Below are 25,681 nucleotides of genomic sequence, written 5' to 3'. Positions count from 1 at the left end.
CGCCAGACCCTGGAGGGACATTCATGCCCACCCGACCCGCCCGTCCGCTCGCCGCCGCCCTGCTGGCGACGCTCCTGGCGGCCCTGCTGGGGGCGCTGCTCCCCGCGACCGCGCAGGCCGCGAGCCGCACGGTCCAGGGAGGGCGGCTGGACTGGGGCGTCAAATCGTCATTCCAGAGTTATGTCACGGGCCCGGTCGCGAAAGGCAGTTTCCGGCTGAAGAACGGAGCGGCCACCGTCGGCGGCAGCCTCTTCCGCTTCCACTCCGCGACCGGCTCCTACGACCCGGACAGCGGCGAGTTCAACGCCGCCTTCTCCGGCGGCGTCACCTTCCAGGGCCACCAGAAGCCCGACGGCGGCTACGAACTCGACCTGAGCGTCAGCCGCCCCACCGTGAAGATCTCCGGCGGCTCCGGCACCCTGTACCTCGACGTCACCAGCAAGGCCAAGGACACCGGCGCGGTCAGCACCCGGTCCCAGGTCCCCTTCGCCACCCTCGGCCTCGGCGGGATCAACATGAAGGGCGGCGGCAGCCCGCTCGCCCTCACCAACATCCCCGCCACGCTGACCAGCCAGGGCGCGCAGTCCTTCGCCGGCTACTACGCGGCGGGCGCCGCACTCGACCCCGTCTCGCTCTCCGCCGACGTGCTCGCCGCCGCGGGCGGTACCGCCCCGACGCCGGGCGCGCCGCAGCCCGCCACCACGGCCCCCGGCGCCGAAACCCCGCAGGGCGCCATCGCCGACGCCGCCGTGGACTGGGGCGTCCGGCGCACCTTCCGCGAGTACGTCACCGGCTCCATCGGCCAGGGCAAGTGGACCCTCGCCGAGGGCGCGCAGGACGGCGGCGCGCTGTTCCGCTTCCCGCAGGGCAAGGGCGCCTACGACGGCGCGAAAGGCACCCTCGACGCGGCCTTCGCGGGAAGCGTCCGCTTTACCGGAGCCCATCTCGACCTCACGCTCGGCAAGATGAGCGTCAAGGTGGAGAACGGCAAGGGAGTCCTGAGCGCCGACGTCACCACCGCGGGCAAGACCGAGAACGCCGTCGCCCTCGCCGAGTTCGACGCCAAGGGACTCACGACGGAGGGGAAGCTCGCCACCCTCACCGAGGCCCCCACCACCCTCACCGAGGGCGGCTCCAAGGCCTTCGGCTCCCTGTACAAGGCGGGCACCGAGATGGACCCCGTCTCGCTCGCCGTCGCGCTCGACACCACGGCGCAGCTCCCGGCCCTGCCCAACCTGGGCTCGACCGCCCCGCCCGCACCGGCCGCCGCCACCCCGCAAGCCACCCCCGGCCCGGCCGGAGCCACCGCCGCCGCCTCCTCCTCCTCCCACACGGGGCTGTACGCCGCCTTCGGCGCGGCCGTCCTGGTCCTGGTCGGCGGCGCCGCCTTCCTGGTGGTCCGCAAGCGCCGTACGGCCGAGGCCGCCCCCACCGCCGACTGACGCACGTACCCACACCCCTCTTCCTCCTCTGGAGTCCTGAGCCATGTCGTCCCACCTGCGCCCGATGGCCGCCGCGGCCGTCCTCGTCACCGCCGCCGCGCTCGGCACCACCGCCTTCGTCCTGCCCGCGACGGCGGGGGGCGGCGCCCGGGCCGCCACCGAGAAGGCCGCGCCCACCCCGATCACCAACGGCACGCTGACCTGGGGCGTGCTGGAGCGCTACCGCGCCTACGTCCTCGGCATGGCGAAGGGCGAGATCACCGTCGCGGACGGGGCCACGAAGAACACCGACGACACCTTCACCTTCGGCTCGGCCACCGGCCAGTACGACGGGGGCGGCACCCACGTCGTCACCGCGGCCTTCAAGGGCAGCGTCACCTTCAAGTCCACGCTCCACGGCTTCGAGGTGACCCTGAGCAACCTGCGCTTCGACACCGGTACGGGCAAGCTCACCGCCGACATCAAGAAGAACGGCGTGTCGACCCCGGCCGTCCCGCTGGCCACCGTCGGCTTCACCGGGCCGGTGATGGACAAGCTGACGACCAAGCTCACCAAGGAGTTCGCCGACCAGCTCGGTTCCGACACCTACAAGGACATCGCGGGCGACCCGCTGTCGGCGAAGCTGGAACTCGCGCAGCCGTCCCCCTCGCCCTCTGCCCCCGCCTCGCAGTCCCCGTCACCCTCGGCGCCCGCGTCGTCCTCGCCCCCTTCCCCTTCCTCTTCCTCGCCCTCCCCGTCGGCGGACGGCCCGCAGCAGCTCCTGGGCGGCAGGCTGACCTGGGGGATGAAGGAGTCGTTCCGTACGTACGTCCTGAGGGCCAAGGGCACGGTCACCCCGGCCGACGGCGCCGCCAGGAACGGCGACACCTTCGACTTCACCGCGGGCAAGGGCACGCTCGACGCGAAGAAGGGCACCCTCGACGCGTCCTTCGCGGGCAACCTGCGCTTCCAGTACGCCGACCACCACATCGACATGACCTTCGCCAACCCGCGGATCAGCGCCCAGGGCGACAAGGGCCTGCTGATCCTGGACGTGAAGACCGCGACCGCCGACAAGAAGGACGTCCCCTTCGCCACCCTCAGCCTGCCGAAGGCCGATTACAAGACGGCGAACGGGGTGCTCGCCCTGAACGGTGTCCGCGCCGCGCTCACGGCGGAGGGCTCGGCCGCCTTCCTCAACGGGTCCGCGTCCATGTACCCGAAGGGCGAGCGGCTCGACGACATCAACCTCGCCGTCACCGTCGACAAGGACACCACCCTGCCCGGCGGCACGGGCGGCACGGGCGGCACCACCGGCGGCTCCGGCACCACGGGCGGCACGGGCGGTACGGGCTCCACCGCAGGCGGCGGCAGCGTAGGCGGCGGCACTGCCGGCGGCTCGGCGGGCGGCAACCTCGCCTCCACCGGCGCCGAAGTCCCCGCGGGCCCCCTCCTCGCCGCCTCGGGCGCGGTGATCGCAGCCGGCGCGGGCGCAGTGTTCCTCGCCCGCAGGCGCCGCACCCCGCGCGGCTGACCCGTGCTTGAATGCCCGCGTGAACGATCTCGACGTGCTCAAGGTGTTCTGCGCGGGCGACGGGCGGTACGGGAACCTGCTGGGCGTCGTGCGCGACGGCGGCAAATACCCCGATGACGCGGCCCGCCAGGCGCTGGCGGCCGAACTCGGCTACAGCGAAACGGTGTTCGTCGACGACCCCGAGCGCGGGGTCGTCGACATCCGTACGCCCGGCACCCGGATGGCCTTCGCCGGGCACCCGCTCGTCGGGGTCGCCTGGCTTCTGGACGTCGAGGAGCTGAGGCCGCCCGCGGGGGCCGTATGGGCGCGCGACGACGGCGAGTTCACCTGGATCACGGCCCGCGCCGAATGGGTCGAGGGCAAGCGCACCGAGCAGTACGCGAGCGCCGCCGAGGTCGAGGCGCTGCCCGCCCCGCCGCCCGGCGAGGGCTGGCTGTACGCGTGGGCCTGGGAGGACGAGCGGGCGGGCCGGATCCGGGCCCGCGGCTTCCCGCGCCGCCCCGACCGCGCGATCGCCGAGGACGAGGCCACGGGCTCGGCGGCGCTGCTGCTGACGGCCCAGCTGAACCGGGCGCTGAACATCACGCAGGGCGCGGGCTCCCAGATCCTCACCGCCCCGGGCCCGGACGGCACGATCGACATCGGCGGCCGGGTCCGCTTCGCGGACTGAGGCCGAGGCCGAGGCCGAGGCCGAGACTGAGTACGTGCACGGGCCGGGTTGAGTACGTACGCCCTCGCCCGGGCCGGTGCCGGTCGGGTCCCATGGGGTCATGAACCCGACCACGAGCACGCTCGTACCCGCACCCGTACCCGCGCGACGGGGCGACAGGTACCGGTGGTGGGAGTCGGCCGCATGGTCGGTCCTCGGAGTGCTGTCCGCCTGGTACAGCTGGCGCCAGCTGCCCGATGGGCTCGGGTGGTTCCTCCCGTACGCCGTTCCGCTGGGCCTGGTGGCCGCCGCCTGGTTCGTGCGGGAGCGGGGCCTGCGTACCGCTGTGGGCGTGCTCGGTGTCCTGCTCACCCTCGGCTGGCACGGTGTGGTGATCTTCGTGGTGCTCGCCGCCTGGGCGCTCAGCGCGGGTTAGGGGGTGTCTTGTGGATCACGCCAGGCGCCGCTCCCTGATCCGGCCTGATCCACAAGACACCCCCTAGTGCCCGCCGCGCGGCGGGCCGCTCAGGCGCTGAGCGGGAACTGGGCGCCCAGTTCGCGGAAGACCGCTCCGTTGAAGTCGAAGGCGCGCTTGCACTCGTCGATGATGCGCTGCTTCTCCAGGTCGTCCGCGACGATCGCGTCCAGCAGTTCGCGGTAGCCGCGCTTGAAGGCCGCCGGGTTGGATATGGCCTCGAAGACGTAGAACCGCACGCCGTCGCCCTTGCGCTCGAAGCCCCAGGTGCGCTCGGCCTTGTCGCGGATGATCTGCCCGCCGGAGAGGTCGCCGAGGTAGCGGGTGTAGTGGTGGGCGACGTACCCGCCGGGCCACTCGGCGGCGCAGGCGGCCACCCGGTCGGCGTAGGCGCGGGTCGCGGGCAGGGCCACCACGTTCTCGCGCCAGCCGGGGCCGAGCAGGTGGGCGAGGTCGCGCTCGATCTCGGCGACGCGCATCAGCTCGGGCTGTATGAACGGTCCCGCGACCGGGTCGTCCTTGAGGGATTCGGCCGCGTCCTCCAGCGCCCGGTACACGAACCAGAGCTGTTCGGTGTAGCGGGTGTAGGCGTCCACGCCGAGCCGCCCACCGAGGAGGTCGCTCATGAACGACGAGGTCTCGGCCTCCGTGTGCTGCTCGTGCGAGGCGACGCGGATGACCGTAGAGAAGGCGTCCAAGACGGACCTCCAGAGACCGGGGGCGGGAAGCGGGAAGGCGTACAAGCCGATCTTCCTACTTAGGCTTACCTAAGTCAATCGGTTACCGACGTCCTGTCGGTAAAAAATGTACGCCTTCCCCGCCGCCCTGTCAGGGGGTCGTTTGACGTAAGCGGGCCTACGGCAGCGTGAGGATCTCCGCCCCGGTGTCCGTCACCACCAGCGTGTGCTCGCACTGGGCCGTCCGCTTGCGGTCCTTCGTGACGACCGTCCAGCCGTCCTTCCACATGTCGTACTCGTGGGTGCCCAGCGTCAGCATCGGCTCGATGGTGAAGGTCATGCCGGGCTCGATGACGGTGGTGGCGTGCGGGCTGTCGTAGTGCGGGACGATCAGGCCGGAGTGGAAGGACGAATTGATGCCGTGCCCGGTGAAGTCCCGGACCACGCCGTAGCCGAAGCGCTTGGCGTACGACTCGATGACCCGGCCGATGATGTTGATCTGGCGGCCCGGCTTGACCGCCTTGATGGCGCGGTTCAGCGACTCGCGGGTGCGCTCGACCAGCAGGCGCGACTCCTCGTCGACGTCACCGCACAGGTAGGTGGCGTTGTTGTCGCCGTGCACACCACCGATGTACGCCGTGACGTCGAGGTTCACGATGTCACCGTCGCGCAGCACCGTGGAGTCCGGGATGCCGTGGCAGATGACCTCGTTGACGGAGGCACAGAGGGACTTGGGGAAACCCCGGTAGCCCAGGGTCGACGGGTAGGCGCCGTGGTCGCACATGTACGCGTGCGCGACCCGGTCCAGCGCGTCGGTGGTCACCCCGGGGGCGATCAGCTTGGCGGCCTCCTCCATCGCCTGTGCGGCGATGCGGCCGGCGATGCGCATCGCCTCGATGGTCTCGGCCGTCTGCACCTCCGGCCCGGTGTACGGAGTGGGCGCGGGCTTGCCCACGTACTCGGGCCGGCGGATGTTTCCGGGAACGGAAAGGGCGGGGGAAAGCTCGCCTGGAACGAGCAGTGACTGGCCAGACATGCGAACGAGTGTATCCAGCGGGGATCGGGCAGCATGGCGACAGAGGAAGGAGCACCGAATGGCTCTGTTCAAGAAGCGCCAGGTGGGCAAAGCGGGCGAGTGGTACTACTGCCTCGTCCACAACAAGGTCGAGGAGGGGCCGGAGTGCCCGGCGAAGGACCGCTTCGGTCCCTACGCCACGCCCGAGGAGGCGAGCCATGCGATGGAGACCGCGCAGGAGCGGAACCTGGAATGGCAGAACGACCCCAAGTGGAACGACAAGACCCGGGAAGAGGGCGAGGGGGAGGCCGCTCCCTAGAGCGGCCGGGCGCCCGTAGGCCGTCCCTTCAGACCTGGCCGTCGCCCCGCTACCAGCGGCTGGGCGGCGGCGCGGTCAGCTGCTCGGCCAGCCGCGCCAGCCGGTCGCGGAACCGGCGCGGGGTGCGCTGCGCCGGCACGCTGTTCTCCCCGGCCGCCGCGCTGACCAGGTGCTGGACCGTGTCCAGATCCAGGCAGGCGCCGTCGGACACCGACACCGACAGCGCGTCGTGCGCCAGCGTGGCCAGCTCCCGGTCCCCGCCGTCGAGGGACAGTACGGTCGCCCCCGCGCGCCGCGCGTCGTGCACCCGCTCCAGCAGCCCCGCACCGGGCCGCTCCGGGGCCACCACCAGCAGCGTGTGCCCGCGCCGGGCCGCCGCGAGGCGCCCCAGGCCCACCGACAGGTGCGGCGGCTCCCCGGCCGCCACCCGGTGGCGCACCAGCGTCGGCGCCAGCGCCGGCAGCCCGGACCAGGCGGCCTCGTCCACGAGGTGCGCGGCCAGGTGCCAGGGCTCGTACTGCTCGGTGCCCACCAGGAGCAGGTTCCCGCCCGCCGGTACGACCGAACGGCGCAGCGCTCCCGCGAACCGGCGGGCGGCCCCGGGCCACTCCGTACCCGCGAGCACCTCGCGCAGCAGGGCGACTCTGACGGCATCCATGGGCCGCATCCTGCACCACGGACGGAGCAAACGGGAACGCCCACTGCCTCCTCACCCATTCGGCCTTGCGCTACCCGGCAGTACGCTCGCCCCCATGACTTCCTCAGACAGCACCCAGAAGCCCCCGGCGAAGGACCCCCGGGACCTGCCCGACGTCTCCGGCCTGATCGTCGGCGTCCTCGGCGGCACCGGTGACCAGGGCCGCGGCCTCGCCTACCGGCTCGCCCGGGCCGGCCAGAAGGTGATCATCGGCTCGCGCGCCGCCGACCGCGCCGAGACCGCCGCCGCGGAACTGGGCCTCGGCGTGGAGGGCGCGGACAACGCCGAGTGCGCGCGGCGCAGCGACATCGTGATCATCGCGGTGCCGTGGGACGGCCACGCCAAGACGCTGGAGGCGCTCCGCGAGGAGCTGACGGGCAAGCTCGTCGTCGACTGCGTCAACCCGCTGGGCTTCGACAAGCAGGGCGCCTACGCCCTCAAGCCCGAGGAGGGCAGCGCCGCCCAGCAGGCCGCCCTGCTCCTGCCCGGCTCGCGCGTCACCGCCGCCTTCCACCACCTGTCGGCCGTCCTGCTCCAGGACGAGTCGGTGGACGAGATCGACACCGACGTGATGGTCCTCGGCGAGGTCCGCGCCGACACCGACATCGTCCAGGCCCTCGCCGCGCGCATCCCCGGCATGCGCGGGGTCTTCGCGGGCCGGCTGCGCAATGCCCACCAGGTGGAGTCGCTGGTCGCCAACCTGATCTCGGTCAACCGCCGTTACAAGGCCCACGCGGGCCTGCGCGTCACGGACGTCTGAGCGGGCGTCCGAGCGGGCGTCCGAGCGGGCGTCCGAGCGGGCGGACGGGCGAGGTCCGGGCGACGCCCGGGCCACCTCCGCCATGGGGGACACTGGAGGGGATCGGCCCCGTTCCGTGTCCCCCTCCGTGTCCCCTCAGCGCCCCCGTGGAGTTCGGCCCATGCCCCGCCTCGCCGTGTTCGCCCTTGTCGTCTGCGCCCTGTCCGTGGCCGCGGCCGTCGTCGCCTTCGTGGAAGGCAGCTTCCTCGGCATCGTCTGGGTGCTGCTGGCGGGCGTGACCTCGAACATGGCGTGGTTCTACCTGCGCAAGGACCGGCTCAGCCGCCGAGCGAGCTGACCGGGCCGAGCGAGCTGACCGAGCAGACCGGGTTGGCGTCCCGCCAGAAGGTGTACAGGTCGCGGCCGCAGTAGGTCTCGAAGTCGGACACGCCGAGCTTGGCGAGGACCGCGTTCACCACGTCGAAGAAGAACGCGTTGACCCCGGGGATCCACAGCAGGGCGAAGACCGCGAGCAGCCCGAAGGGCGCCAGCGGTTCGACCTCGCGGCGCACCTTGTACGACAGCCACGGCTCGATCACGCCGTAGCCGTCCAGGCCCGGCACGGGCAGGAAGTTCAGGATCGCCGCCGAGACCTGGAGCAGCGCCAGGAACCCGAGCGCGAAGCGGAAGGGCACCGGCACCCCGTCCAGGCCGTCCAGCCAGAACGGCGCCGTGCACACGACGGCGAACAGCACGTTGGTCAGCGGTCCCGCCGCCGAGATCAGGCTGTGCTTCCACCGGCCCTGGATCCGCCCGCGGTCGATGTACACGGCCCCGCCGGGCAGACCGAGCCCGCCCAGGATCACGAAGACCACCGGCAGCACGATGCTCAGCAGCGCGTGCGTGTACTTCAGCGGGTTGAGCGTCAGGTAGCCCTTCGCGCCGACCGAGAGGTCCCCGCCGTGCAGGGCGGTACGGGCGTGCGCGTACTCGTGCAGGCACAGCGAGACGATCCACGCGGACGTGACGAAGAGGAACACCGCGAGCCCGGTGCTCGCCGCGTAATCGGTCCACACGGCCCACCCGGTGACGCCCATGACCGCGGCGATCCCGAGAAACACCGCACTGATCCGCCGCTCGTCGCGCCCACCCTGATGACCCATGCCCGAAACCTATCCGACCCCGATCCACGGGATGCCCCCTCGGCCCGCCGCGTAATCCCGGTGGGTTCGGGGCCCGCGCCGGTGACAATGGGCCGGTGCGTTACGCGATTCTCGGCAGTGCCCAGGCAATCCGCGGCGACGGAACCCCCGTCGCCCTCGGCGGGGCACGCCTGCGCGCGCTCCTGACCGCGCTCGCCCTGCGCCCCGGGCGGGCGGTGCCGGCCGAGGTCCTGGTCGGCGAGGTCTGGGGCGAGGAACCGCCCCAGGACGCCTCCGGCGCCCTCCAGGCCCTCATCGGGCGGCTGCGCCGGGCCGCCGGGCACGGGGCCGTCGCCTCCGAGGAGGGCGGCTACCGGCTCACCGCCGAGCGCGACGACATCGACCTCTACCGCTTCGAACGCCTCGCCCGCACCGCCGCCCGGCACCTGGAGGCGGGCGAGCCGGGCCGGGCCGCCGAGCTGTACGACGAGGCGCTGGCCCTGTGGCGCGGCCCCGCCCTCGCGGACCTGCCGGATCCCGCCGCCGAGGCCGCGCGCTGGGAGACCGTACGGCTGGACGCGCGCCGGGGCCGCCTCGGCGCGGCCCTCGCCCTGGGCGAGGCGGAGCGGGCGCTGCCCGAACTGGCCGCCCTGTGCGCCGACCTGCCCCTGGACGAACCCCTCCAGGTCCTGCGGATCCGGGCGCTGCGCGACGCGGGCCGCCCCGCCGAGGCCCTGGCCGCCTACGACGGCGTACGCCGCGACCTCGCCGACCGGCTCGGCGCCGACCCGGGACCCGCCCTGCGCGCCCTGCACACGGAACTGCTGGCCCCGCCGCCCGCCGCCCAGACCCCCGCGGCGGTCACCGCCCCCGCGCCCCCCGCGCCCGTACCGGCCGCCCCCGACGGGGCCGCACCCGATGGAAATCTGCGCGCCCGGCTCACCACCTTCGTCGGCCGCGAGGACGACATCCGGGTCATCGGCGCCGACCTCGCCGGGGCCCGGCTGGTCACCCTCCTCGGCCCCGGCGGGGCGGGCAAGACCCGGCTGTCCCAGGAGGCCGCCGAGGCCCACGCCCGGGCCGGCGCCGGCCCGGCCCACTGGCCCGACGGGGTCTGGATGGTCGAACTGGCCCCGGTCGACGACCCCGAGGACGTCGCCGAAGCCGCCCTCGCCGCCCTCGGCGCCCGCGAGACCAAACTGCGCGGCGCCGCCGCCGAGGAACTGCGCGTCCTCACCGGGCAGACCGGCGACCACCCCCTGGAGCGGCTCACCGAACACTGCTCCCGGCGCCGCATGCTGCTCCTCCTCGACAACTGCGAGCACGTCATCGGCGCCGCCGCCGAGCTGGCCGAGCGGCTGCTCACGCACTGCCCGGGCGTGCAGATCCTGGCCACCAGCCGTGAACCCCTCGGCGTGCCGGGGGAGTTGCTGCGGCCCGTGGAACCGCTGCCCGACCCGATGGCGGTGCGGCTCTTCGCGGAGCGCGGGGCCGCCGCCCGCCCCGGGTTCACCGTCGCCGACGACCCGGCCGCCGCCGCCGAGATCTGCCGCCGCCTGGACGGGCTGCCGCTGGCCATCGAACTGGCCGCGGCGCGGCTGCGGCTGCTCACCCCGCGCCAGATCGCCGACCGCCTCGACAACCGCTTCCGGTTGCTGACCAGCGGGAGCCGGACCGTGCTGCCCCGCCAGCAGACGCTGCGGGCGGTGGTCGACTGGTCCTGGGACCTGCTGGACGCACCCGAACGCACCGTCCTGGCCCGGCTGTCGGTCTTCGCGGGCGGCTGCGACCTGACCGCCGCCGAAGCCGTCTGCGCGCAGGACGGCGCCGACGGAGACATCTCCGACGTGGCCGACGTACTCGGTTCACTCGTCGACAAGTCCCTGGTCGTCGCCGCCCCCGGACCCGGCGGGGACATGCGCTACCGGCTGCTGGAGACCGTCGGCGAATACGCCGCCGAACGGCTCGCCGCCACCGCCGCCGACCAGGACGCCACCGGCCGCCGCCACCTCGTCCACTACCGCGAATTCGCCCGCACCACCGACCCGCTGCTGCGCGGCCGCGGCCAGCGCGAGGGCGCCGAGCGGCTCGCCACCGAGTACGAGAACCTGCGCACCGCCCTGCGCCGCGCCGTCGCCACCCGCGACGCGGGCGAAGCGCTGTGCCTGGTCCACGCCCTCTTCTGGTACTGGCAGATGCGGGACCTGCGCAGCGAGATGCGGCACTGGACCAACGCCGTCGCGGCCCTCGGACCGGACCCCTTCGCGCAGCCCGTCACCCCCGCGCAGCCCGTGTACGAACAGGTCGTGGACACGCCCCCGCCGTACACCGGGGAGCTGCTCACCGAGGCCTGGCGCGGCATCGGGCTGCTCCAGCTCGCCGCCCGCGACCAGAGCAACGAGAGCTGGTTCGCACCGGACCTCCGCCCGCGGATCGACGGCATGGTCGCCGCCTACCGGCCCGGCCTGCCGCAGATCTGCCGCAACCCCGGGTCCCTGTGGATCTACGCTGCGATGATCGGCGGCGACCCGGGCGCGCTCCGGCGGATCGCCGACGACATGGTGGAGACCAGCCGCAGGCTCGGCTACCGCTGGGAACTGGGCTCCGCCCTCCAGCTGCGCGCCAACGTGCTGGCCAACCGGGCCGACTGGGCGGGGAACGCGGCCCGCGACGCCGACGAGAGCCTGGCCATCTTCGAGGACCTGGGCGACGACTGGGGCTGCGCCGAGGCCCTCTCGGCCCGCGCGGAATCCCGCGAGAAGCGCGGCGAGTACGCCCTGGCCGCCGAGGACTACCGGGCGGCCATCGGGCACGCCGAACGCCTCGGCGCCCGGGGCCAGGTACTGGTGCTGCGCGTCCGGATGGCCGGGGTCCTCCTGGAGGACGGCGGCGGCGAGCAGGCCGAGGAGATCCTGACCGAGGTCCTGGCGGCCGAACAGCGCTTCGGCGGCGAGGCGATGCCTCCCGCCCGGATGTTCCTGGCCACCCGGCTCGGCTCCACCGGCCGGATCCCCGAGGCCCGTGCCCAGCTCCAGGACCTGCGCGAGGAGTTCGCCTACGGCGTCTTCGCCGTCTTCGACGGGTTCCTGCAGGGCATCGTGGCGTGGCTGGACAACGAGGAGGGCAAGCACGAGGACGCCCTGGCGCAGGTCAGGCTCGCGCTGACGACCTTCGGGGACCCGCTGTCCCTGATGGTCTCGCCGCAGATGCCCGCCGTGTACCTGCTGGCCGCGGCCGAGGCGCACGCCGGACTCGGCGGCAGCGGGCACGGCTTGGCCGCGGCCCGGCTGTTCGGTGCCTACCGGGCCCTGCTGCCCCCGGCCCACGTGCCGGTCACCACGGAACGCGCGGGCGCGGCCCGGACCGAAGAATGGGCCCGGGCGGTGCTGGGCGACGCGGCGTTCGAGGCGGCGTACGCCGAAGGCGGCGGCCTCTCCCTGGAGGAGGCCACCGCCCTCGTCTGACCCGTGGCGGGCCCGGGACGCGATCCGGTCCCGCCCGGATCGGTCCGTCAGGTCTTGTTGCGGAACTTGCGGACCGCGATCGGCATCGTGACCACGGTGATGCCCACCGACCAGGCCAGGGTGATCCACACGGAGTTGCCGATCGGCGTGCCGTTGATCAGGGCGCGGGCCGCGTCGGCCAGGTTGGACAGCGGGTTGTAGTCGGTGAAGGACTGCAGCCAGCCGGGCATCGTGGTCGGCGGGGCGAAGATCGAGCTGCCGAACTGGAGCGGCATCAGGACCAGCATCGCCATGCCCTGCACGGCCTGGGCGGTCTTCATCGTGAGACCGAGCAGGATGAAGATCCACATCAGCGAGGCGCCGAAGACGGCCGCCAGACCGATGGACGCGAGCAGGTCGAAGACCGAGGTCTTGATGGACAGGCCCAGCATGAAGCCGACGGCGAGCAGGATCGCGATGGCCACCATCATGCGGCCGACCTCGACCACGATCTTGGCGATGAGCACCGAGGACCGGGCGATGGGCATGGACCGGAAGCGGTCCATCACGCCCTTCTTGAAGTCGTCGTTGACGCCGGTGCCGACGCCCATCGCGATGTTCATGCCCATCATGGCCATCAGGCCGGGGACGACGTAGTTGACGTACGCCTCCTGGTTGCCCTTGCCGGAGATCGCGCCGCCGAAGACGAACACGAACAGCAGCGTGAAGATGATCGGCATCAGCAGGACGTCGAACATCGACTCGGGGTCCTGCTTGATCTGCAGGACGTTGCGGCGGGCCAGCGCGCCGATGTGGCGCAGGTGGGCGCGCAGGCCCAGGCGGCCCTCGTCGCTCGCGGCGGCCGGTCCGGAGACCGGGGCGGAGCGGGTGGGGGTGGGCTTCGTGGTGACGGTGCTCATGCCGCTACCTCCTCGGTCTGGTGGGCGTCCACGGGGGTGGCCTTGTGGCCGGTGATGGCGAGGAAGACCTCGTCCAGGCTGGGCAGGTAGGTGCCCAGGTCGGCGATGGCGTAGCCGCGGGCGGCCAGCAGGCCCACCACCGCGGTCAGCTGCTCGTCGCTCAGGATCGGGACCAGCAGGACGCCCTCGTCCGGGACGGCCTGGCTGCCGGCGAGGCCGTCCAGGCCGGTCTCGGCCAGCGAGCGGGCCATGCCCGGCAGGTCGGCCGGGTCCGCGGGGCGGATCTTCAGGGTGCGGCCGCCGACCCGGGCCTTCAGCTCGTCGACCTTGCCGTTGGCGATGACCTTGCCGTGGTCGATGACCGTCAGCTCGCTGGCGAGCTGCTCGGCCTCCTCCATGTACTGGGTGGTGAGCAGGACCGTCGCGCCCTCGGCGACCATCCGCTGCACCTCGTCCCACACCTCGTTGCGGGTACGGGGGTCCAGACCGGTGGTCGGCTCGTCCAGGTAGAGCACCGCCGGGCTGCCGATCATGGACGCGGCGAGGTCCAGGCGCCGCCGCATGCCGCCGGAGTAGTTCATGACGGCCTTCTTGGCCGCGTCGGTCAGCGAGAACCGCTCCAGCAGCTCGTCCGCGCGGCGGCGGGCGTCCTTGCGGGACAGGTCCAGCAGCCGCCCGATCATGTAGAGGTTCTCCCAGCCGGAGAGCTTCTCGTCGACCGAGGCGTACTGGCCGGTCAGGCCTATGGTGCGGCGCAGCTGCCGCGGCTGGCGGACCACGTCGAAGCCCGCGACGACGGCGGTGCCCGCGTCCGGGGTGATCAGGGTGGAGAGGCAGCGGACCAGGGTGGTCTTCCCGGCGCCGTTGGGGCCGAGGACCCCGAGGACCGTGCCCTCACGGACATCGAGGTCCACGCCGTCCAGGGCCTTGGTCTCGCCGTAGTGCTTGACCAGTCCCCGTACCTCTACCGCGTGGGTGCCGTGTGCCCCACGGCCGGGGGTGTTGTCGTTTCGCGTCATGTCCCTCATGGGACCAGACCTCACTGACAAAGCACCGACAGCCGACCTACAGCGGGCCTACAGGACTGCTGGTGCGGTGTCGGTGCTCGTGCCGGTGCCGTGTCAGGGGCCGTGGATCAGTGGACGCTGTGCTCTTCCAGCGGGAACGTTCCGCCGACCACGTCCTCGGCGAAGGCCTTCGCCGCGTCCGTCATCGTCGCCCGCAGGTTCGCGTACTGCTTCACGAAGCGCGGCATCTTCCCGCCGGTCAGACCCATCGCGTCGGTCCACACCAGGACCTGGGCGTCGCACTCCGCGCCCGCGCCGATGCCGACCGTCGGAATGTGCAGGGAGCGGGTGACCTCGGCGGCCAGCTCGGCCGGCACCAGCTCCAGGACCACCGCGAAGGCGCCCGCGTCCTGCGCCGCCTTCGCGTCCCGCAGCAGCTGGTGCGCGGCCTCGTCGCCGCGCCCCTGCACCCGGTACCCCATGGCGTTGACGGACTGCGGGGTCAGCCCCAGGTGGGACATGACCGGGATGCCGGACTGCACGATCAGCTCGGTCTGGGCCAGCGAACGCGCGCCGCCCTCCAGCTTGACCGCGCCCACACCGGCCTCCTTGACCAGGCGGGTGGCGCTGCGCAGCGCCTGCACCGCGCCTTCCTGGTACGAGCCGAAGGGGAGGTCGCCGACGATCAGGGCCCGGCTGGTGCCCCGTACGACCGCCGCCGACAGGAGGGTCATCTCGTCCATCGTCACCGGGACGGTGGTCTCGTAGCCGAGGTGACAGTTGCCCATGGAGTCGCCGACGAGCATGACCGGGATCCCGGCCTCGTCGAAGACGGACGCGGTCATCGCGTCGTAAGCGGTGAGCATGGGCCACTTCTCGCCGCGTTCCTTGGCGAGGCCCAGGTCACGGACGGTGATGCGACGGCTGCCCTTGCCCCCGTACAGGGTGGGGCCGGAGGCTTCGCGGGCAGGCGAAACGGCATGCGTCATTGCAACTGCTCCTTGTGTCATCTCGAGGCACCCTTACGGCGTCCCCGGACTCACCCACCATGGTGGCACCACCGCGGCCCGGCGCGGTAGTGCTCCGGTGACCGGTCCGTCACACCCGCCCCGCGGCCCGGCCCGGCCCGAGCCGCCCGCGAGGCGCGCCCGAGCCAATGTGCGCGTTTCGTGACAAGCGGAACCTTCCCCGTACGGCCGTTCGTCCTCCGGGTTGTACGTGCCGGGAAGGACGGCACGGATGGCTTCGTAGATCGCCTAGGGTCAAGGGGCGGGGACGGAGCGCGAGCGCGGCAGTGAGGGCATGGCATGGCACAGGCGTACATGACGGACACGGGGAACGGCGGTCCGGAGCCTGAGCCCTCCGGATCCGGACTCCGCGGCCGACTGGCCGCCCTGCGCAAGGATCCCGGGATCTGGCGGCGCGGCATCGTGACCGCGGCGCTGGCGGTGCTGATCGCACTGGTGATGATCTTCCACGCCAGGCTGCCCAACGACGTGGGCAACCTCGGCAGTCTCACCGAGACCTTCCTGCCCTGGCTCGCGGTGCCCATCGTCCTGCTGCTGGTCATCGGCGTCGTGCGCAAGTCCGCGACCGCGCTGATCGCGCTCGCGCTGCCGTCCGTCGTCTGGGTGCACCTCTTCGGCGGCCTGATCAGCGACAAGTCCGGCTCCGGCGGCAACCTCGTGGTCGCCACCCACAACGTCGACGCCGAGAACCTCGACCCGCGCGGCACCGCCGCCTCGATCGCGAAGTCGGGGGCCGACGTCCTGGCGCTGACCGAGCTGAAGGCGAGCGCGGTCCCCGTGTACGAGGAGGTGCTCGCCGGCACGTACAAGTACCACGCGGTCGAGGGCACCGTCGGCGTGTGGAGCAAGTACCCGCTGTCCTCCAGCAAGCCCGTCGACATCAAGATGGGCTGGACCCGCGCCATGCGGACCACCGTGGACACCCCCTCCGGCCAGGTCGCCACCTACATTGCGCACCTGCCCTCGGTCCGGGTGAAGCTGAACGCGGGCTTCACCGCCACCCAGCGCGACAACAGCGCCGGGGCCCTGGGCGCCGCGCTCGCCGCGGAGCCGCTGAAGAAGGTCCTGCTGCTCGGCGACCTCAACGGCACGATGAACGACCGCGCGCTGTCCGAGGTCACCTCGCAGATGCGCTCCACGCAGGGCGCCGCGGGCGACGGCTTCGGCTTCAGCTGGCCGTCCCGGTTCCCGATGGCCCGGATCGACCAGATCATGGTCCGCGGGATCAAGCCCGAGGCCTCCTGGACCCTCCCGCGCACCGGCAGCGACCACCTGCCCATCGCGGCGCGGCTCACGGTCCGGCCGTAGCGGCGGGCCCCCTCCCCGGCGGACACCGCCGAGGAGGGGGCCGGACCGCCTCAGCCCTGCTCGCGCCAGCCGTTGGTGATCGGCAGGCGGCGGTCCTTGCCGAAGCCCTTCGCGGAGATCTTGGTGCCCGGCGGGTACTGGCGCCGCTTGTACTCCGCCGTGTCCACCATCCGCAGGGTCCTGGCGACCAGCGCGCGGTCGTAGCCGGCCGCGACGATCGCCTCCAGGCCCTGGTCCCGGTCGACGTACAGCTCCAGGATCCCGTCGAGCACCGGATAGTCGGGCAGCGAGTCCGTGTCCACCTGGCCGGGGCGCAGTTCGGCGCTCGGCGGCTTCTCGATCGAGGAGACCGGGATCGGCGGGGTCTCGCCGCGCTCGGCGGCCGCCCGGTTGCGGTACCGGGCGAGCCGGAAGACATCGCTCTTGTACACGTCCTTGATCGGGCCGTAGGCGCCGACGGAGTCCCCGTAGAGGGTCGAATAGCCGACGGCCAGCTCCGACTTGTTGCCCGGGGCCAGCACGATGTGGCCCTCCTGGTTGGACACCGCCATCAGCATGGTGCCGCGCAGCCGGGACTGGAGGTTCTCCTCGGCCAGGCCCGTGAGGCCCAGCGCGCCCATGTACGCGTCGAACATCGGCTCGATCGGGACGGTCCGCAGGTGCAGGCCCGTGCGCTCGGCCAGATCGGCCGCGTCGCCCTTGGAGTGCTCGGAGGAGTACTTCGACGGCATCGAGATGCCGTGGACGTTCTGCGCGCCGATCGCGTCGCAGGCGATCGCGGCGACGAGCGCGGAGTCGATGCCGCCGGAAAGTCCGATCAGGACCGAGCGGAAACCGTTCTTGCGGACGTACGCGCGCAGGCCGACGACCAGCGCGTCGTAGACCTCCTCGTCGTCGTCGAGCCGCTCGGCGTACCCGCCGGTGACCACCGCGTCGTACGGCTCCACCGGATCCTCGGACAGGACCACCCGGTCGATCCGCAGGCCGTCGTCCACCACGCCTTCGACCGGCGTCTTCGAGGCGGCGGGCAGCTCCAGGTCGACCAGTACGCAGCCTTCGGAGAACTGCGGGGCGCGCGCGATCACCTCGCCGTCCGCGCCGACGACGATCGAGTCGCCGTCGAAGACCAGCTCGTCCTGGCCGCCGATCATCGCCAGGTAGGCGAGAGTGCAGCCCGCCTCCCGGGCGCGCTTCTGCACCAGTTCGAGGCGCAGGTCGTCCTTGTTGCGCTCGTACGGGGAGGCGTTGACGGAGATCAGCAGGCCCGCCCCGGCGGACCGGGTGGCCGGGACGCGGCCGCCCTCCTGCCAGAGGTCCTCGCAGATGGCCAGGGCCACGTCCACGCCGCGCACCCGGATCACCGGCTGGGTGCCGCCCGGCACGAAGTACCGGAACTCGTCGAAGACCCCGTAGTTGGGCAGGTGGTGCTTGGCGAAGCGGAGGGCGACCTTCCCGCCGTACAGGACGGCGGCCGCGTTCTCCGGGGAACCGGGCGGACGGCCGAGCCGGGGCGCGGCCTCGTCCGTCCGGTCGAGGTAGCCGACGATCACCGGCAGCTCACCGAAGCCCTCGGCCGCCAGCCGCTCCGCGAGGGCGAGCAGCGCGGTGCGCGAGGCCTCGACGAAGGAACCGCGCAGCGCGAGGTCCTCGACGGGGTATCCGGTCAGCGCCATCTCGGGGAACGCCACCAGGTGGGCGCCCTGTTCGGCGGAGTGCCGGGTCCAGTGCACGACCGAGTCGGCGTTGGCGGCGATGTTGCCGACGTGCGAGTCGATCTGATTCAGAGCGAGACGAAGTTGAGGCACGCGCCCCAGTCTAGCCACTAATCGTCGTTCTGACGCGATGTCCCGGGGGGTGATGTCCTGGGAGTGGATCGCCCCGGGACATCGCGTCAGGCCGAGCCGAGCCGCGCCGGGCCGCGTCTGAGGTGGCTCAGCCGAGTGGGCCGCTCCAGATGGCGCCGTCGTACTTGCCGATGCCGGGGGCGATCTCGAACTGGATGGCCTTGGTGCCCTCGGGCAGACCGAAGGCGAAGACGCCGGTGGCCGACTGGCCCGGCAGCAGCGAACCCGAGAACGGGCTCTCCACCTTGAAGTCGTACATCCGCTTCGACTCCAGCCCCTTGTCGTCGCGCGCGGACGGCAGGGCGGCGCGCAGCTCGACCTTGTCCTTCGCGTTGTTGGTGATGGTGACCGTCACCTTCGCCGCGAACTTCGGGCGGTCCGGGTCGTACTTGTTGGGCTCCGGCGCGTACCCGGTGGCCTCCTTGACCGTGACCTCGACCCCGTCGTCGTACTTGAAGGTCTGGCCGAAGGGCAGCGCCGACGTCTTGCCGGGGACGTCGACCTTGGTGCTCGGGCTCGGGCTCGGGTACTCGTCGTCGTACTCGTCGTCGTACGGGGTGCTGTGCGACGGCGGCAGGCCCTTGTTGACCTGGTCGTCGATCTTGCTGACGATCCGGCCGGTGAAGTACGTGCCGGCGCCCGCCGCGCACAGGCCGAGCACGCCGAGCACCGTACCGGCGACGGCCATCGCCTTGCGCGGGGCGCCCTTGGATGCCTGGACCATGCCCGCGATGCCGAGGCCGATCCCGACCAGCGCCAGCAGCGCGCCGCCCCAGAAGAAGAACGGGATGAAGCCGAGCGGCACGCTGAGGATGCCGAGGACGAGGGCGGCGATGGCCATGCCGTTGTTCTGCGGGGCGGCCGCGACGCCCGGGTAGGGCATGTTGACGTACCCGCCGGCCGGCGGGCCCCACGGGTTCGGGGACTGCTGCGGCGGCTGGCCGTACGGCTGCGCGCCGGGCGCGCCCGGCGCGCCGAAGGGCGAAGGCGACGGCGGCGCGAACGCCGAGGGCGCGGGCGCGGGCGCGGCGGGCTGCGGGGGCACGGCGTCCTGCGGGGCCACGGCCGGGGTCCCGATCATGGTCGCCGCATCGTGCACCGAAGGCGCGGAGGGCGCGGAGGGCGCGGAAGGGGCGGGCGCGGGTGTGCCCTCGGGTTCCGTCGAGGGCTTGCTCAGATCCAACGAAAATCCTCATGTATGGGTGGCGGCGCGGTGATCTTCCACCCTGCCACGCGCCGCCACCCCGACCAACCGGATTGCGGGCTCCCGGTTCAGCGCCCGTTCAGCGCCCGGGAGCCGCTCCCCGGAGGGCTAGCGCTGGTACCCCAGCACCGTCATCATCCCGGCGTCCGCGTGGTAGACGTTGTGGCAATGCAGCATCCACAGCCCCGGGTTGTCGGCGTCGAAGTCGGCCGTCAGGGTGGCCCCGGGCAGGATGACCGCGGTGTCCTTGCGTGCCCCGCCCGGCCGCCCGCCGAGGGCGAAGGTGTGTCCGTGCAGGTGCAGCGGGTGCCACATCGTTGTGGAGTTGTTGAACTCCAGCCGGACCCGGTCGCCCGCCTTCACCGGGTGCCGCTGGTCCGCCGTGTACGGCTTCCCGTCGAAGGCCCAGTCGTACGCCGCCATCCCGCCGGTCAGCTTGATCCGCACGGTCCGGTCGGGCGCCCGGTCGGCGAGGGCCACGCCCCCGGCGGCCCGCAGCCGGTCCGCGGCCAGGGGCGGTCCGGCCAGCTCGGCGGGCCGGGTCGCGGCGGTCGGCGCCGCCCCGCCGCCGGTGCGCAGCAGCGCGAGCGCCGAGGCGGCCGCCCCCTTGCCCTCGGCCAGCGCGGTCAGCGGGAACACCCCGTCCCCGGCCGTGACGAGCACGTCGTACCGCTCGCCCATGCCGAGGAGCAGCGAGCCCGTCTTCGTGTGCTCGACGGGGAAGCCGTCGGTGTGCGTGACCGTCAGTTCGTGGCCGCCGAGGGCGATCCGGAAGGCCGTGTCCCCGCCCGCGTTGATGATGCGCAGCCGGATCCGGTCGCCCGGGCGGGCCGTGAAGACCGACGGGTCGTCCGGGGTGCGCCCGTTGACCAGGTAGTGCGGATAGCCGACGTCGCCCGTGTCCTTGCCGAGGACGGCGCTGCCGTCGCCGCCCATGAGCATGCGCGAGGGGCCGGTGGGGGAGGCGGGGCTGGCGGGTCCGGTGGGGGAGGCCGTCATGGCGCCCATGTCGTGGCCCGCGTGGCCGCCGTCGCTTCCCTTCCCCGTGCCGCCGCCCATGCCCTTGCGGAGTTCGGCGAGGACGGCGTCCGGGGTGGAGCCGTCGATCCCGTCCAGCCAGTCGTCCAGGACCACCACCCACTCCTTGTCGTAGGAGAGGGGCTCCTTGGGGTCCTCGACGATCAGCGGGGCGTACAGTCCGCGGTCCTGCTGGACCCCGGAGTGCGGGTGGAACCAGTACGTCCCCGGGTGCGGCACGGCGAAGCGGTACGTGAACGACGCCCCCGGCGCGATGTCCCGCTGGGTGAGCCCCGGCACCCCGTCCATGTCGTTGCGCAGGGCCAGGCCGTGCCAGTGCAGGGAGGTGGCCTGGGGCAGGTGGTTGGCCAGGGTCAGGGCGAGGGTGCCGCCCGCGGTGGCCCGTACCTCCTGGCCGGGCAGCCGGTCGCCGTAGGACCAGGAGCGGACGGTCCGGCCCGCGCCGAGGTCCAGCGTGCCCGCGGTGGCGGTCAGCTTCACCTCGGTGACCGGCCCGGTGGCCTTGCGCGCCGCCTCGGCGGCCCGGACTTCGGGGCCGGCGGGGTCGACGTAACCGCCGGGCGCGGGCGCGGGGGACGAGCCGTTGCCCGTTGAGCCGTTGCCCATCGATCCGTGGTCCATGGATCCGTGGTTCATGCCGGAGCCGCCGGAGCCGCTCGAACAGGCGGCGAGCAGTGCGGATCCGGCCACGGCGGCGGAGGCGCCGAGCACGGCCCGCCGGGTGGGGAGGGCAGGGGGAGCGGTGTGCGGAGAGCGCATGGAAGTGCACCTCGTGGGTGTGGTGACGCATGGGTGGATGGGCGCCGTCTGCCGCCACCCCGCGGGCGTGCGGGAGCGACGGCGGGGCCCGTCCTATACGCGCAGCACCGCCATGCGGGTGAGGAGTTCACGGCCCGTGGGCGGATCGGGCCCGCCCCGCGCCCGGTCGCCCCGGACCGTGCGCCGCGCGGCGGCCGGGGCCGCGGTCCGCGCGAGGGCGAGCACGCTCAGCAGGGAGATCCCGGCCAGCAGCACGGCCAGGCACACGGACATGGGGTCCATCGCCATCCGGCCGCCGGCGGGCCCGCGCACCGCGGTCTTCCCGGCGGCCGGCGGTACGGGCGTCCCGTGGGCCGGGGGCATCCCGTGGGCCCCGCCCGTCCCGTGGGCAACGGAGTGGGCGGCCGGTGCGTCCTGTCCGGCAGGGGAGTCGTCCGGGTGGCCCAGCGTGTGCATGGTGACGATGCCCAGCAGCAGCGCGGCGAGCAGCAGCACCCGGGACCACCGGGCGGCTCGCGGCGTGCTGGGGGCAGGGTCCGTCATGTGCGGCAGCTTACCCCGGGTGGGTATCCGATGATCCGATTGACCCCGGCCCTGCTTAGGATTGGTCCCACTATGTCCACAAACGGTACGCGGCGCGTCGCCGCCCTCATCGGCCTGGGCGCCGCCGCCTACACCGCCTGGGTGCTCGAAGTCGTCCTGTCCACCGGCCTGAACCCGATCGAGACCTACGTCAGCGAACTCGCCGCCCAGGACCAGCCGCTCGGCGGCGTCTTCCGGGCCACCGACTTCACCGCGGGCCTGCTCGCCTTCGCGGGCGGCCTGTTCGCCCTCCTCCGGCTCCGCGCCCACGCCGGATCCCGCCGCCCCTGGGCCGTCATCGGCTGGGCGGGCGTCACCCTCTTCGGCGCGGCCACCGCCGCCGACGCCTGGCTGCCGCTCAGCTGCGCCCCGACCGTCGATCCCGTGTGCGCCTCCCGCGAGACCGCCGGACTGGTCCCCGCCACCCACCAGGCCCACGCCATCAGCAGCAGCCTGGCCATGACCGGAGCCCTCGTCGGCATAGTCGCGCTGACCGTCGCCGCGCGCCGGTACGGCTGGTGGGCCCCGCTCGCCCGCTACGGCCCGGGGCTCGTGGCCCTCGAACTCCTCGCCACCGTCTGGACCCTGAGCGCCATCGCCCTGTTCACCGCCGGGCGCGGGACCTGGGCGCTCGGTGCGGGCCAGCGGCTCCAGGTGCTGTTCGTCGCGCTCTGGCTCGGCCTGCTCGCGTACTCCGTCCACAAGGAACGCCGGACGTGACGGGGGACCCGCCGGTGCGTCACCCGGTGCGTGCGGTGCGGCCGGTGCGTTACGAGGGCTTCGTCCGGTCCGCCGACGGGGTGCCGCTGCACGTCCTCGTCGAGGGCCGCGGCCCGGTCTGCGTGCTCGGCGCCGGGCTCGGGCTCTGCTGGTTCGACTGGGATCAGGTGGCCGCCCTGCTGGCCCCGCACCGCACCGTCGTCCGCTTCGACCGCCCCGGCCACGGGCTCAGCGCCCCCGCCGCCGCGCCGCCGACCGCCGCGGGCGAGGCCCGCCGGATCGCGGCGCTGCTCGACGCGCTCGGCCCGGCCGGGCGGGCCCCCGCCACCGTCGTCGGCCACTCCATCGCCGGGTTCCACGCCGAGGCCTTCGCCCGGCTCCACCCGGCCCGCACCGCCGCGCTGGTCCTGCTCGACAGCAGCGTCGAGGAGGCGCCCCGGCCGCCGCTGCTCCCGGCCGCCGTGCGCGACGCCGCCGCCCGGGTGCTGGGGCGGGCCGTCACCGCCGCCGGACTGCCCGCCGCGCTCGGCCCGCTGCTCCGCCGCGCCGGGGTACGGGCCTCCCGGACCGGCGGCGCCGACCCGGCCGCGCGGGAAACCGTACGCCGCTGCTACCGCACGGGCCGGGTCTGGCGCGGAACCCTGCGGGAGAACTCCCGCTACCCCGACCTAGCCGCCGAGGTGCTCGCCCTGCGCGCGGACCACCCGCTCGCCGCGCCCGTCACGGTCCTGGCCGGCTACGACGGCTCCGCGCGCCCCGGCGCACTGCGCTGGCTCGGCCGCCAGGCGGACCTCGCGGACCGCCTCGGCGCCCGCTTCGAGGTCGCCGAGCCCTCGGGGCACATGGTCATGCTGGACCGCCCGGACCAGGTGGCCCGGGCGGTCCTGGACGCACCGTCCGCTCAGCCCCGCGCGTAGACCGCCTCGGCCCAGCCCGCTATCTGCTCGTCCGACAGGTGGCGGGCCAGGTCGGCCTCGCTGATCATCCCGACCAGCTTCTTGTCCCGGATGACCGGCAGCCGCCGGATCCGGTGGCTCTGCATCTCGTCGAGCACGGCCGACACGTCCGCGCCCGCGTCGATCCAGCGCGGGGTGCCCTGCGCCATGTCCCCGGCCGTGATCTTCGACGGGTCGTGGCCCAGCGCCACGCAGCCCACGACGATGTCCCGGTCGGTCAGGATCCCGCAGAGCCGTTCGTTCACATCGCTGATCGGGAGCGCGCCGACACCCAGGCGCGCCATCAGCTGGGCCGCCCGGTCCAGGGTCTCGGTGGCGGGGATCCACTGGGCCCCGGGGTGCATGATCTCTCCGGCTGTGGTCATCGCGAAAACCTCCTGAGCACGCCGTGACGCCGGGCGCGGGTGCGCCCGTAGCGGCGGCGTGACCATGGTGGGCCGCCCGTTCGGCCCACGCGAGCGCACACGGCCGAACGGGTGAACCTGGCCCATCTCAGCCTCGCCGGCTCTAGCACCGGCCCATTTCAGCCTCGCCGGCGTTTGAGGCGCCGCCGGAGGCAGGACCGGCCCGCGGAGCGCGGTCGGGCCCCAGAGACACCCCTGGCCCCCCGGCCCCCCGCCCGGACGGACTACGGCCGCGGCGCAGCCCCCCGCTTGTGGAGCATGTCCGCCATCAGGGCCAGCTCCGACTGCTGCGCCTCGGCCATGCCCTGGGCCAGCTTCTGCTCGGCCGGGGTCCGGCAGAGCTTCGCGCAGCCCAGCGCCATCGCGACCCCGCCCTTGTGGTGGTCGGTCATCAGCTGGAGGTAGAGGACCTCCGCGTCCCGGCCCTGGAGGGTGCCCAGCTGGGCCAGCTCCTCCTTGGTGGCCATGCCGGGCATCAGCGCGCCCGGCTTGGTCACGGCGCCGCCCATGGCGTGCGTGTCCGGGGAGTGCCCGTCGGTGGAGGGCATGTCCATGCCCGCCATGCTGTCAGCGCTGTCGGTGGATCCGCCCATCCAGGACATCGGCGGATCGGCGGGCGTGACCTTCGGCAGCCCCCACAGGTCCAGCCAGCCCAGCAGCATCCCGCGCTGGTTCGCCTGCGTGTTGGCGATGTCGTAGGCCAGGCTGCGTACGGCCTCGTCCTGGGTCCGGTCGCGCACGATGAAGGACATCTCCACCGCCTGCTGGTGGTGCACCGCCATGTCCCGGGCGAACCCCGCGTCCGGGGAGGACACGCCGGGCGGCCGCCCGGCGCCGTCCGCCGCGTCCGCGGTGCCCCCGCTCACGGCCGAGATCATCGTCGCGGCCGCCGCGAAGAGCAGCGCCAGGACGACCGCGCTGCCCGCCGCCCAGTACGTACGGCTCACTTCTGGTCCAGGCCGCTCGTGCACGCCGCGCCGGGTTCCGGGGTCTGCGCGCCCTGGACGTAGGTGCTGAAGAACGTGTCCACGCGCGGGTCCTTCGCGCTGTCCACGCTGAGCTGCTTGCCCCAGGCGCTGAGCATGATCGCGCCGGACTGCTTCTTGTCCGGGCTCATCAGCGTGTACGGGGTCTTGGCCACCTTCGCCGCGAGCGCGTCGACGTCCGCCTTGGCGGCCTTGTCGTTGTACGTGACCCACACCGCGCCGTGCTCCAGCGAGTGGACGGCGTTCACCTCGGGCAGCGGGTTCTTGTAGACGTCGCCGTTGCAGTTCATCCAGCGCGGGCTGTGGTCACCGCCGACCGGCGGGTTCATCGGGTACGTCACCGGGGTGTCGACGTGCGTGCGCCCCAGCTTCTTCGCGTCCCAGCTGGCCACACCGGTCACCTTGTCCATGGTGAAGGCCAGGGGGGCGTCCTTCTTGTCCATCTGCTTCTTCAGCATGTAGCCGCCGAAGCCGACGAGGCCCGCCACGAGGACCGTGGACGCCGTGACGACCAGGATCTTGTTGCGCCGGTCGCGGGACTTCTCAGCCCGGCGCATGTCGGCTATCCGCGCCTTGCGGGAGTGGTCCTGGGTGCTGCTGGACTTGCTCGCCATGTCAGTCCTTCTGGGGGGAGGGCCGGCCGGGGAGACCCCTATGGGCGCAGATGGTAATGCTCATGACCGGTCCAAGGTCAGTGCGGGGGTGCCGTGATCTTGCGGGGGTGCGTAATCTGGCGGAAACCACCGCTCGCGATACTGGGTCCGCCCGACCGTGCCCCACGGCCGCTGAATGTGGTGCACAGGCCGTCTGAACT

Annotated in this window: 25 protein-coding genes; 11 read left to right on the top strand and 14 right to left on the bottom strand. The window is 73.0% G+C overall.

The features are described from left to right. Positions 1–23 precede the first annotated feature (23 nt). The 4 genes from OHS33_RS10610 to OHS33_RS10595 all read left to right on the top strand — a co-directional run bounded on the left by OHS33_RS10610 (position 24) and on the right by OHS33_RS10595 (position 4,040). A complete protein-coding gene (locus OHS33_RS10610; RefSeq protein ID WP_330330141.1) occupies positions 24–1,442 on the top strand; it encodes an HtaA domain-containing protein in 1,419 nt (472 codons plus the stop codon). Positions 1,443–1,485: 43 nt separating this feature from the next. Further along, the gene (locus OHS33_RS10605) at positions 1,486–2,955 is read left to right on the top strand and encodes an HtaA domain-containing protein (RefSeq protein ID WP_330330140.1); all 1,470 of its coding nucleotides are present in this window, start codon (positions 1,486–1,488) and stop codon (positions 2,953–2,955) included. A 19-nt stretch (positions 2,956–2,974) separates the two neighbouring features. Continuing rightward, positions 2,975–3,625, top strand: a complete 651-nt coding sequence (locus OHS33_RS10600) for a PhzF family phenazine biosynthesis protein (protein WP_330330139.1) — start codon at positions 2,975–2,977, stop codon at positions 3,623–3,625. Between the two features lie 100 nt (positions 3,626–3,725). Then, positions 3,726–4,040: a hypothetical protein gene (locus OHS33_RS10595; protein WP_330330138.1), complete on the top strand. Its 315-nt coding sequence runs from the start codon at positions 3,726–3,728 to the stop codon at positions 4,038–4,040. An 89-nt stretch (positions 4,041–4,129) separates the two neighbouring features. Here the strand turns inward: OHS33_RS10595 and OHS33_RS10590 are convergent, their stop codons facing one another. Then, complete coding sequence (locus tag OHS33_RS10590) at positions 4,130–4,777, bottom strand: biliverdin-producing heme oxygenase (protein ID WP_330330137.1); 648 nt, start codon at positions 4,775–4,777, stop codon at positions 4,130–4,132. A gap of 157 nt (positions 4,778–4,934) precedes the next feature. Continuing rightward, complete coding sequence (map, locus tag OHS33_RS10585; protein WP_330330136.1) at positions 4,935–5,792, bottom strand: type I methionyl aminopeptidase; 858 nt, start codon at positions 5,790–5,792, stop codon at positions 4,935–4,937. A gap of 58 nt (positions 5,793–5,850) precedes the next feature. Here map and OHS33_RS10580 point away from each other — a divergent pair, with 58 nt between their 5' ends. Further along, entirely contained in the window at positions 5,851–6,090 is a 240-nt protein-coding gene (locus tag OHS33_RS10580; RefSeq protein WP_330330135.1) for a hypothetical protein, read from the top strand. A 49-nt stretch (positions 6,091–6,139) separates the two neighbouring features. Here OHS33_RS10580 and OHS33_RS10575 read toward each other — a convergent pair whose 3' ends face one another. Then, positions 6,140–6,748 (bottom strand): hypothetical protein, encoded by a 609-nt coding sequence (locus OHS33_RS10575; RefSeq protein ID WP_330330134.1) that lies wholly within the window; start codon positions 6,746–6,748, stop codon positions 6,140–6,142. A 94-nt stretch (positions 6,749–6,842) separates the two neighbouring features. On the opposite strand from OHS33_RS10575, the gene npdG reads away from it, so the two are divergent. Next, positions 6,843–7,547, top strand: coding sequence for an NADPH-dependent F420 reductase (gene npdG / locus OHS33_RS10570; protein ID WP_330330133.1), 705 nt, complete (start codon positions 6,843–6,845; stop codon positions 7,545–7,547). An 82-nt stretch (positions 7,548–7,629) separates the two neighbouring features. Then, positions 7,630–7,884 (top strand): hypothetical protein, encoded by a 255-nt coding sequence (locus tag OHS33_RS10565; protein ID WP_443065280.1) that lies wholly within the window; start codon positions 7,630–7,632, stop codon positions 7,882–7,884. Here OHS33_RS10565 and OHS33_RS10560 read toward each other — a convergent pair. Further along, positions 7,865–8,689, bottom strand: coding sequence for a site-2 protease family protein (locus OHS33_RS10560; protein WP_330330131.1), 825 nt, complete (start codon positions 8,687–8,689; stop codon positions 7,865–7,867). The two genes, OHS33_RS10565 and OHS33_RS10560, sit on opposite strands and share 20 nt — an antisense overlap. 95 nt (positions 8,690–8,784) lie before the next feature. Here OHS33_RS10560 and OHS33_RS10555 point away from each other — a divergent pair, with 95 nt between their 5' ends. After that, positions 8,785–12,132, top strand: coding sequence for an AfsR/SARP family transcriptional regulator (locus OHS33_RS10555; RefSeq protein WP_330330130.1), 3,348 nt, complete (start codon positions 8,785–8,787; stop codon positions 12,130–12,132). Positions 12,133–12,179: 47 nt separating this feature from the next. On the opposite strand, the gene OHS33_RS10550 is transcribed toward OHS33_RS10555, so the two are convergent. The 3 genes from OHS33_RS10550 to panB form a co-directional block, all read right to left on the bottom strand. Further along, on the bottom strand, positions 12,180–13,031 hold the full coding sequence (locus OHS33_RS10550) for an ABC transporter permease (RefSeq protein ID WP_330330129.1): 852 nt from the start codon (positions 13,029–13,031) through the stop codon (positions 12,180–12,182). Further along, entirely contained in the window at positions 13,028–14,059 is a 1,032-nt protein-coding gene (locus OHS33_RS10545) for an ATP-binding cassette domain-containing protein (RefSeq protein WP_330330128.1), read from the bottom strand. Before OHS33_RS10545 ends, OHS33_RS10550 begins: the two co-directional genes overlap by 4 nt. Before the next feature lie 107 nt (positions 14,060–14,166). Beyond that, positions 14,167–15,027, bottom strand: a complete 861-nt coding sequence (gene panB / locus OHS33_RS10540; protein WP_330330127.1) for a 3-methyl-2-oxobutanoate hydroxymethyltransferase — start codon at positions 15,025–15,027, stop codon at positions 14,167–14,169. 318 nt (positions 15,028–15,345) lie between these two features. Between panB and OHS33_RS10535 the strand changes: the two genes are divergently transcribed. Then, positions 15,346–16,374, top strand: a complete 1,029-nt coding sequence (locus OHS33_RS10535) for an endonuclease/exonuclease/phosphatase family protein (RefSeq protein ID WP_330330126.1) — start codon at positions 15,346–15,348, stop codon at positions 16,372–16,374. 50 nt (positions 16,375–16,424) lie between these two features. Here OHS33_RS10535 and OHS33_RS10530 read toward each other — a convergent pair whose 3' ends face one another. The 4 genes from OHS33_RS10530 to OHS33_RS10515 form a co-directional block, all read right to left on the bottom strand. Continuing rightward, positions 16,425–18,179, bottom strand: coding sequence for an NAD+ synthase (locus OHS33_RS10530; protein ID WP_330330125.1), 1,755 nt, complete (start codon positions 18,177–18,179; stop codon positions 16,425–16,427). A 127-nt stretch (positions 18,180–18,306) separates the two neighbouring features. Continuing rightward, entirely contained in the window at positions 18,307–19,401 is a 1,095-nt protein-coding gene (locus tag OHS33_RS10525) for a DUF4190 domain-containing protein (protein ID WP_330330124.1), read from the bottom strand. 129 nt (positions 19,402–19,530) lie between these two features. Then, a complete protein-coding gene (locus OHS33_RS10520; protein ID WP_330330123.1) occupies positions 19,531–21,219 on the bottom strand; it encodes a multicopper oxidase family protein in 1,689 nt (562 codons plus the stop codon). A gap of 93 nt (positions 21,220–21,312) precedes the next feature. After that, entirely contained in the window at positions 21,313–21,762 is a 450-nt protein-coding gene (locus OHS33_RS10515; RefSeq protein WP_330330122.1) for a DUF6153 family protein, read from the bottom strand. Between the two features lie 72 nt (positions 21,763–21,834). Here OHS33_RS10515 and OHS33_RS10510 point away from each other — a divergent pair, with 72 nt between their 5' ends. Together OHS33_RS10510 and OHS33_RS10505 are read left to right on the top strand one after the other, a co-directional pair. Further along, positions 21,835–22,521 carry a DUF998 domain-containing protein gene (locus OHS33_RS10510; protein WP_330330121.1) on the top strand — a complete coding sequence of 229 codons (687 nt, stop codon included), beginning with the start codon at positions 21,835–21,837 and terminating at the stop codon, positions 22,519–22,521. Between the two features lie 44 nt (positions 22,522–22,565). After that, positions 22,566–23,438 carry an alpha/beta fold hydrolase gene (locus tag OHS33_RS10505; RefSeq protein ID WP_330334991.1) on the top strand — a complete coding sequence of 291 codons (873 nt, stop codon included), beginning with the start codon at positions 22,566–22,568 and terminating at the stop codon, positions 23,436–23,438. Here the strand turns inward: OHS33_RS10505 and OHS33_RS10500 are convergent. From OHS33_RS10500 to OHS33_RS10490, 3 genes are all read right to left on the bottom strand, one after another. Further along, positions 23,423–23,842 (bottom strand): CBS domain-containing protein, encoded by a 420-nt coding sequence (locus tag OHS33_RS10500; protein ID WP_330330120.1) that lies wholly within the window; start codon positions 23,840–23,842, stop codon positions 23,423–23,425. The genes OHS33_RS10505 and OHS33_RS10500 overlap by 16 nt on opposite strands. A 263-nt stretch (positions 23,843–24,105) precedes the next feature. Then, positions 24,106–24,759, bottom strand: coding sequence for a DUF305 domain-containing protein (locus OHS33_RS10495; protein WP_443065429.1), 654 nt, complete (start codon positions 24,757–24,759; stop codon positions 24,106–24,108). Positions 24,760–24,824: 65 nt separating this feature from the next. Continuing rightward, a complete protein-coding gene (locus tag OHS33_RS10490; protein ID WP_330330118.1) occupies positions 24,825–25,481 on the bottom strand; it encodes a DUF3105 domain-containing protein in 657 nt (218 codons plus the stop codon). Positions 25,482–25,681 lie beyond the last annotated feature (200 nt).

This window comes from Streptomyces sp. NBC_00536 (assembly GCF_036346295.1).
Taxonomy (GTDB): domain Bacteria; phylum Actinomycetota; class Actinomycetes; order Streptomycetales; family Streptomycetaceae; genus Streptomyces.
Note: the sequence above shows the minus strand (reverse complement) of the source record. Positions and strands in the feature narration are given on the sequence as shown.

Coding starts and splice junctions, on each gene's coding strand:
- OHS33_RS10610 (WP_330330141.1), top strand. CDS start 24: ATGCCCACCCGACCCGCCCGTCCGCTCGCCGCCGCCCTGCTGGCGACG.
- OHS33_RS10605 (WP_330330140.1), top strand. CDS start 1,486: ATGTCGTCCCACCTGCGCCCGATGGCCGCCGCGGCCGTCCTCGTCACC.
- OHS33_RS10595 (WP_330330138.1), top strand. CDS start 3,726: ATGAACCCGACCACGAGCACGCTCGTACCCGCACCCGTACCCGCGCGA.
- map (WP_330330136.1), bottom strand. CDS start 5,792: ATGTCTGGCCAGTCACTGCTCGTTCCAGGCGAGCTTTCCCCCGCCCTT.
- OHS33_RS10580 (WP_330330135.1), top strand. CDS start 5,851: ATGGCTCTGTTCAAGAAGCGCCAGGTGGGCAAAGCGGGCGAGTGGTAC.
- OHS33_RS10575 (WP_330330134.1), bottom strand. CDS start 6,748: ATGGATGCCGTCAGAGTCGCCCTGCTGCGCGAGGTGCTCGCGGGTACG.
- npdG (WP_330330133.1), top strand. CDS start 6,843: ATGACTTCCTCAGACAGCACCCAGAAGCCCCCGGCGAAGGACCCCCGG.
- OHS33_RS10565 (WP_443065280.1), top strand. CDS start 7,630: ATGGGGGACACTGGAGGGGATCGGCCCCGTTCCGTGTCCCCCTCCGTG.
- OHS33_RS10560 (WP_330330131.1), bottom strand. CDS start 8,689: ATGGGTCATCAGGGTGGGCGCGACGAGCGGCGGATCAGTGCGGTGTTT.
- OHS33_RS10550 (WP_330330129.1), bottom strand. CDS start 13,031: ATGAGCACCGTCACCACGAAGCCCACCCCCACCCGCTCCGCCCCGGTC.
- OHS33_RS10545 (WP_330330128.1), bottom strand. CDS start 14,059: ATGAGGGACATGACGCGAAACGACAACACCCCCGGCCGTGGGGCACAC.
- panB (WP_330330127.1), bottom strand. CDS start 15,027: ATGACGCATGCCGTTTCGCCTGCCCGCGAAGCCTCCGGCCCCACCCTG.
- OHS33_RS10535 (WP_330330126.1), top strand. CDS start 15,346: ATGGCACAGGCGTACATGACGGACACGGGGAACGGCGGTCCGGAGCCT.
- OHS33_RS10520 (WP_330330123.1), bottom strand. CDS start 21,219: ATGCGCTCTCCGCACACCGCTCCCCCTGCCCTCCCCACCCGGCGGGCC.
- OHS33_RS10515 (WP_330330122.1), bottom strand. CDS start 21,762: ATGACGGACCCTGCCCCCAGCACGCCGCGAGCCGCCCGGTGGTCCCGG.
- OHS33_RS10510 (WP_330330121.1), top strand. CDS start 21,835: ATGTCCACAAACGGTACGCGGCGCGTCGCCGCCCTCATCGGCCTGGGC.
- OHS33_RS10500 (WP_330330120.1), bottom strand. CDS start 23,842: ATGACCACAGCCGGAGAGATCATGCACCCCGGGGCCCAGTGGATCCCC.
- OHS33_RS10495 (WP_443065429.1), bottom strand. CDS start 24,759: ATGATCTCGGCCGTGAGCGGGGGCACCGCGGACGCGGCGGACGGCGCC.
- OHS33_RS10490 (WP_330330118.1), bottom strand. CDS start 25,481: ATGGCGAGCAAGTCCAGCAGCACCCAGGACCACTCCCGCAAGGCGCGG.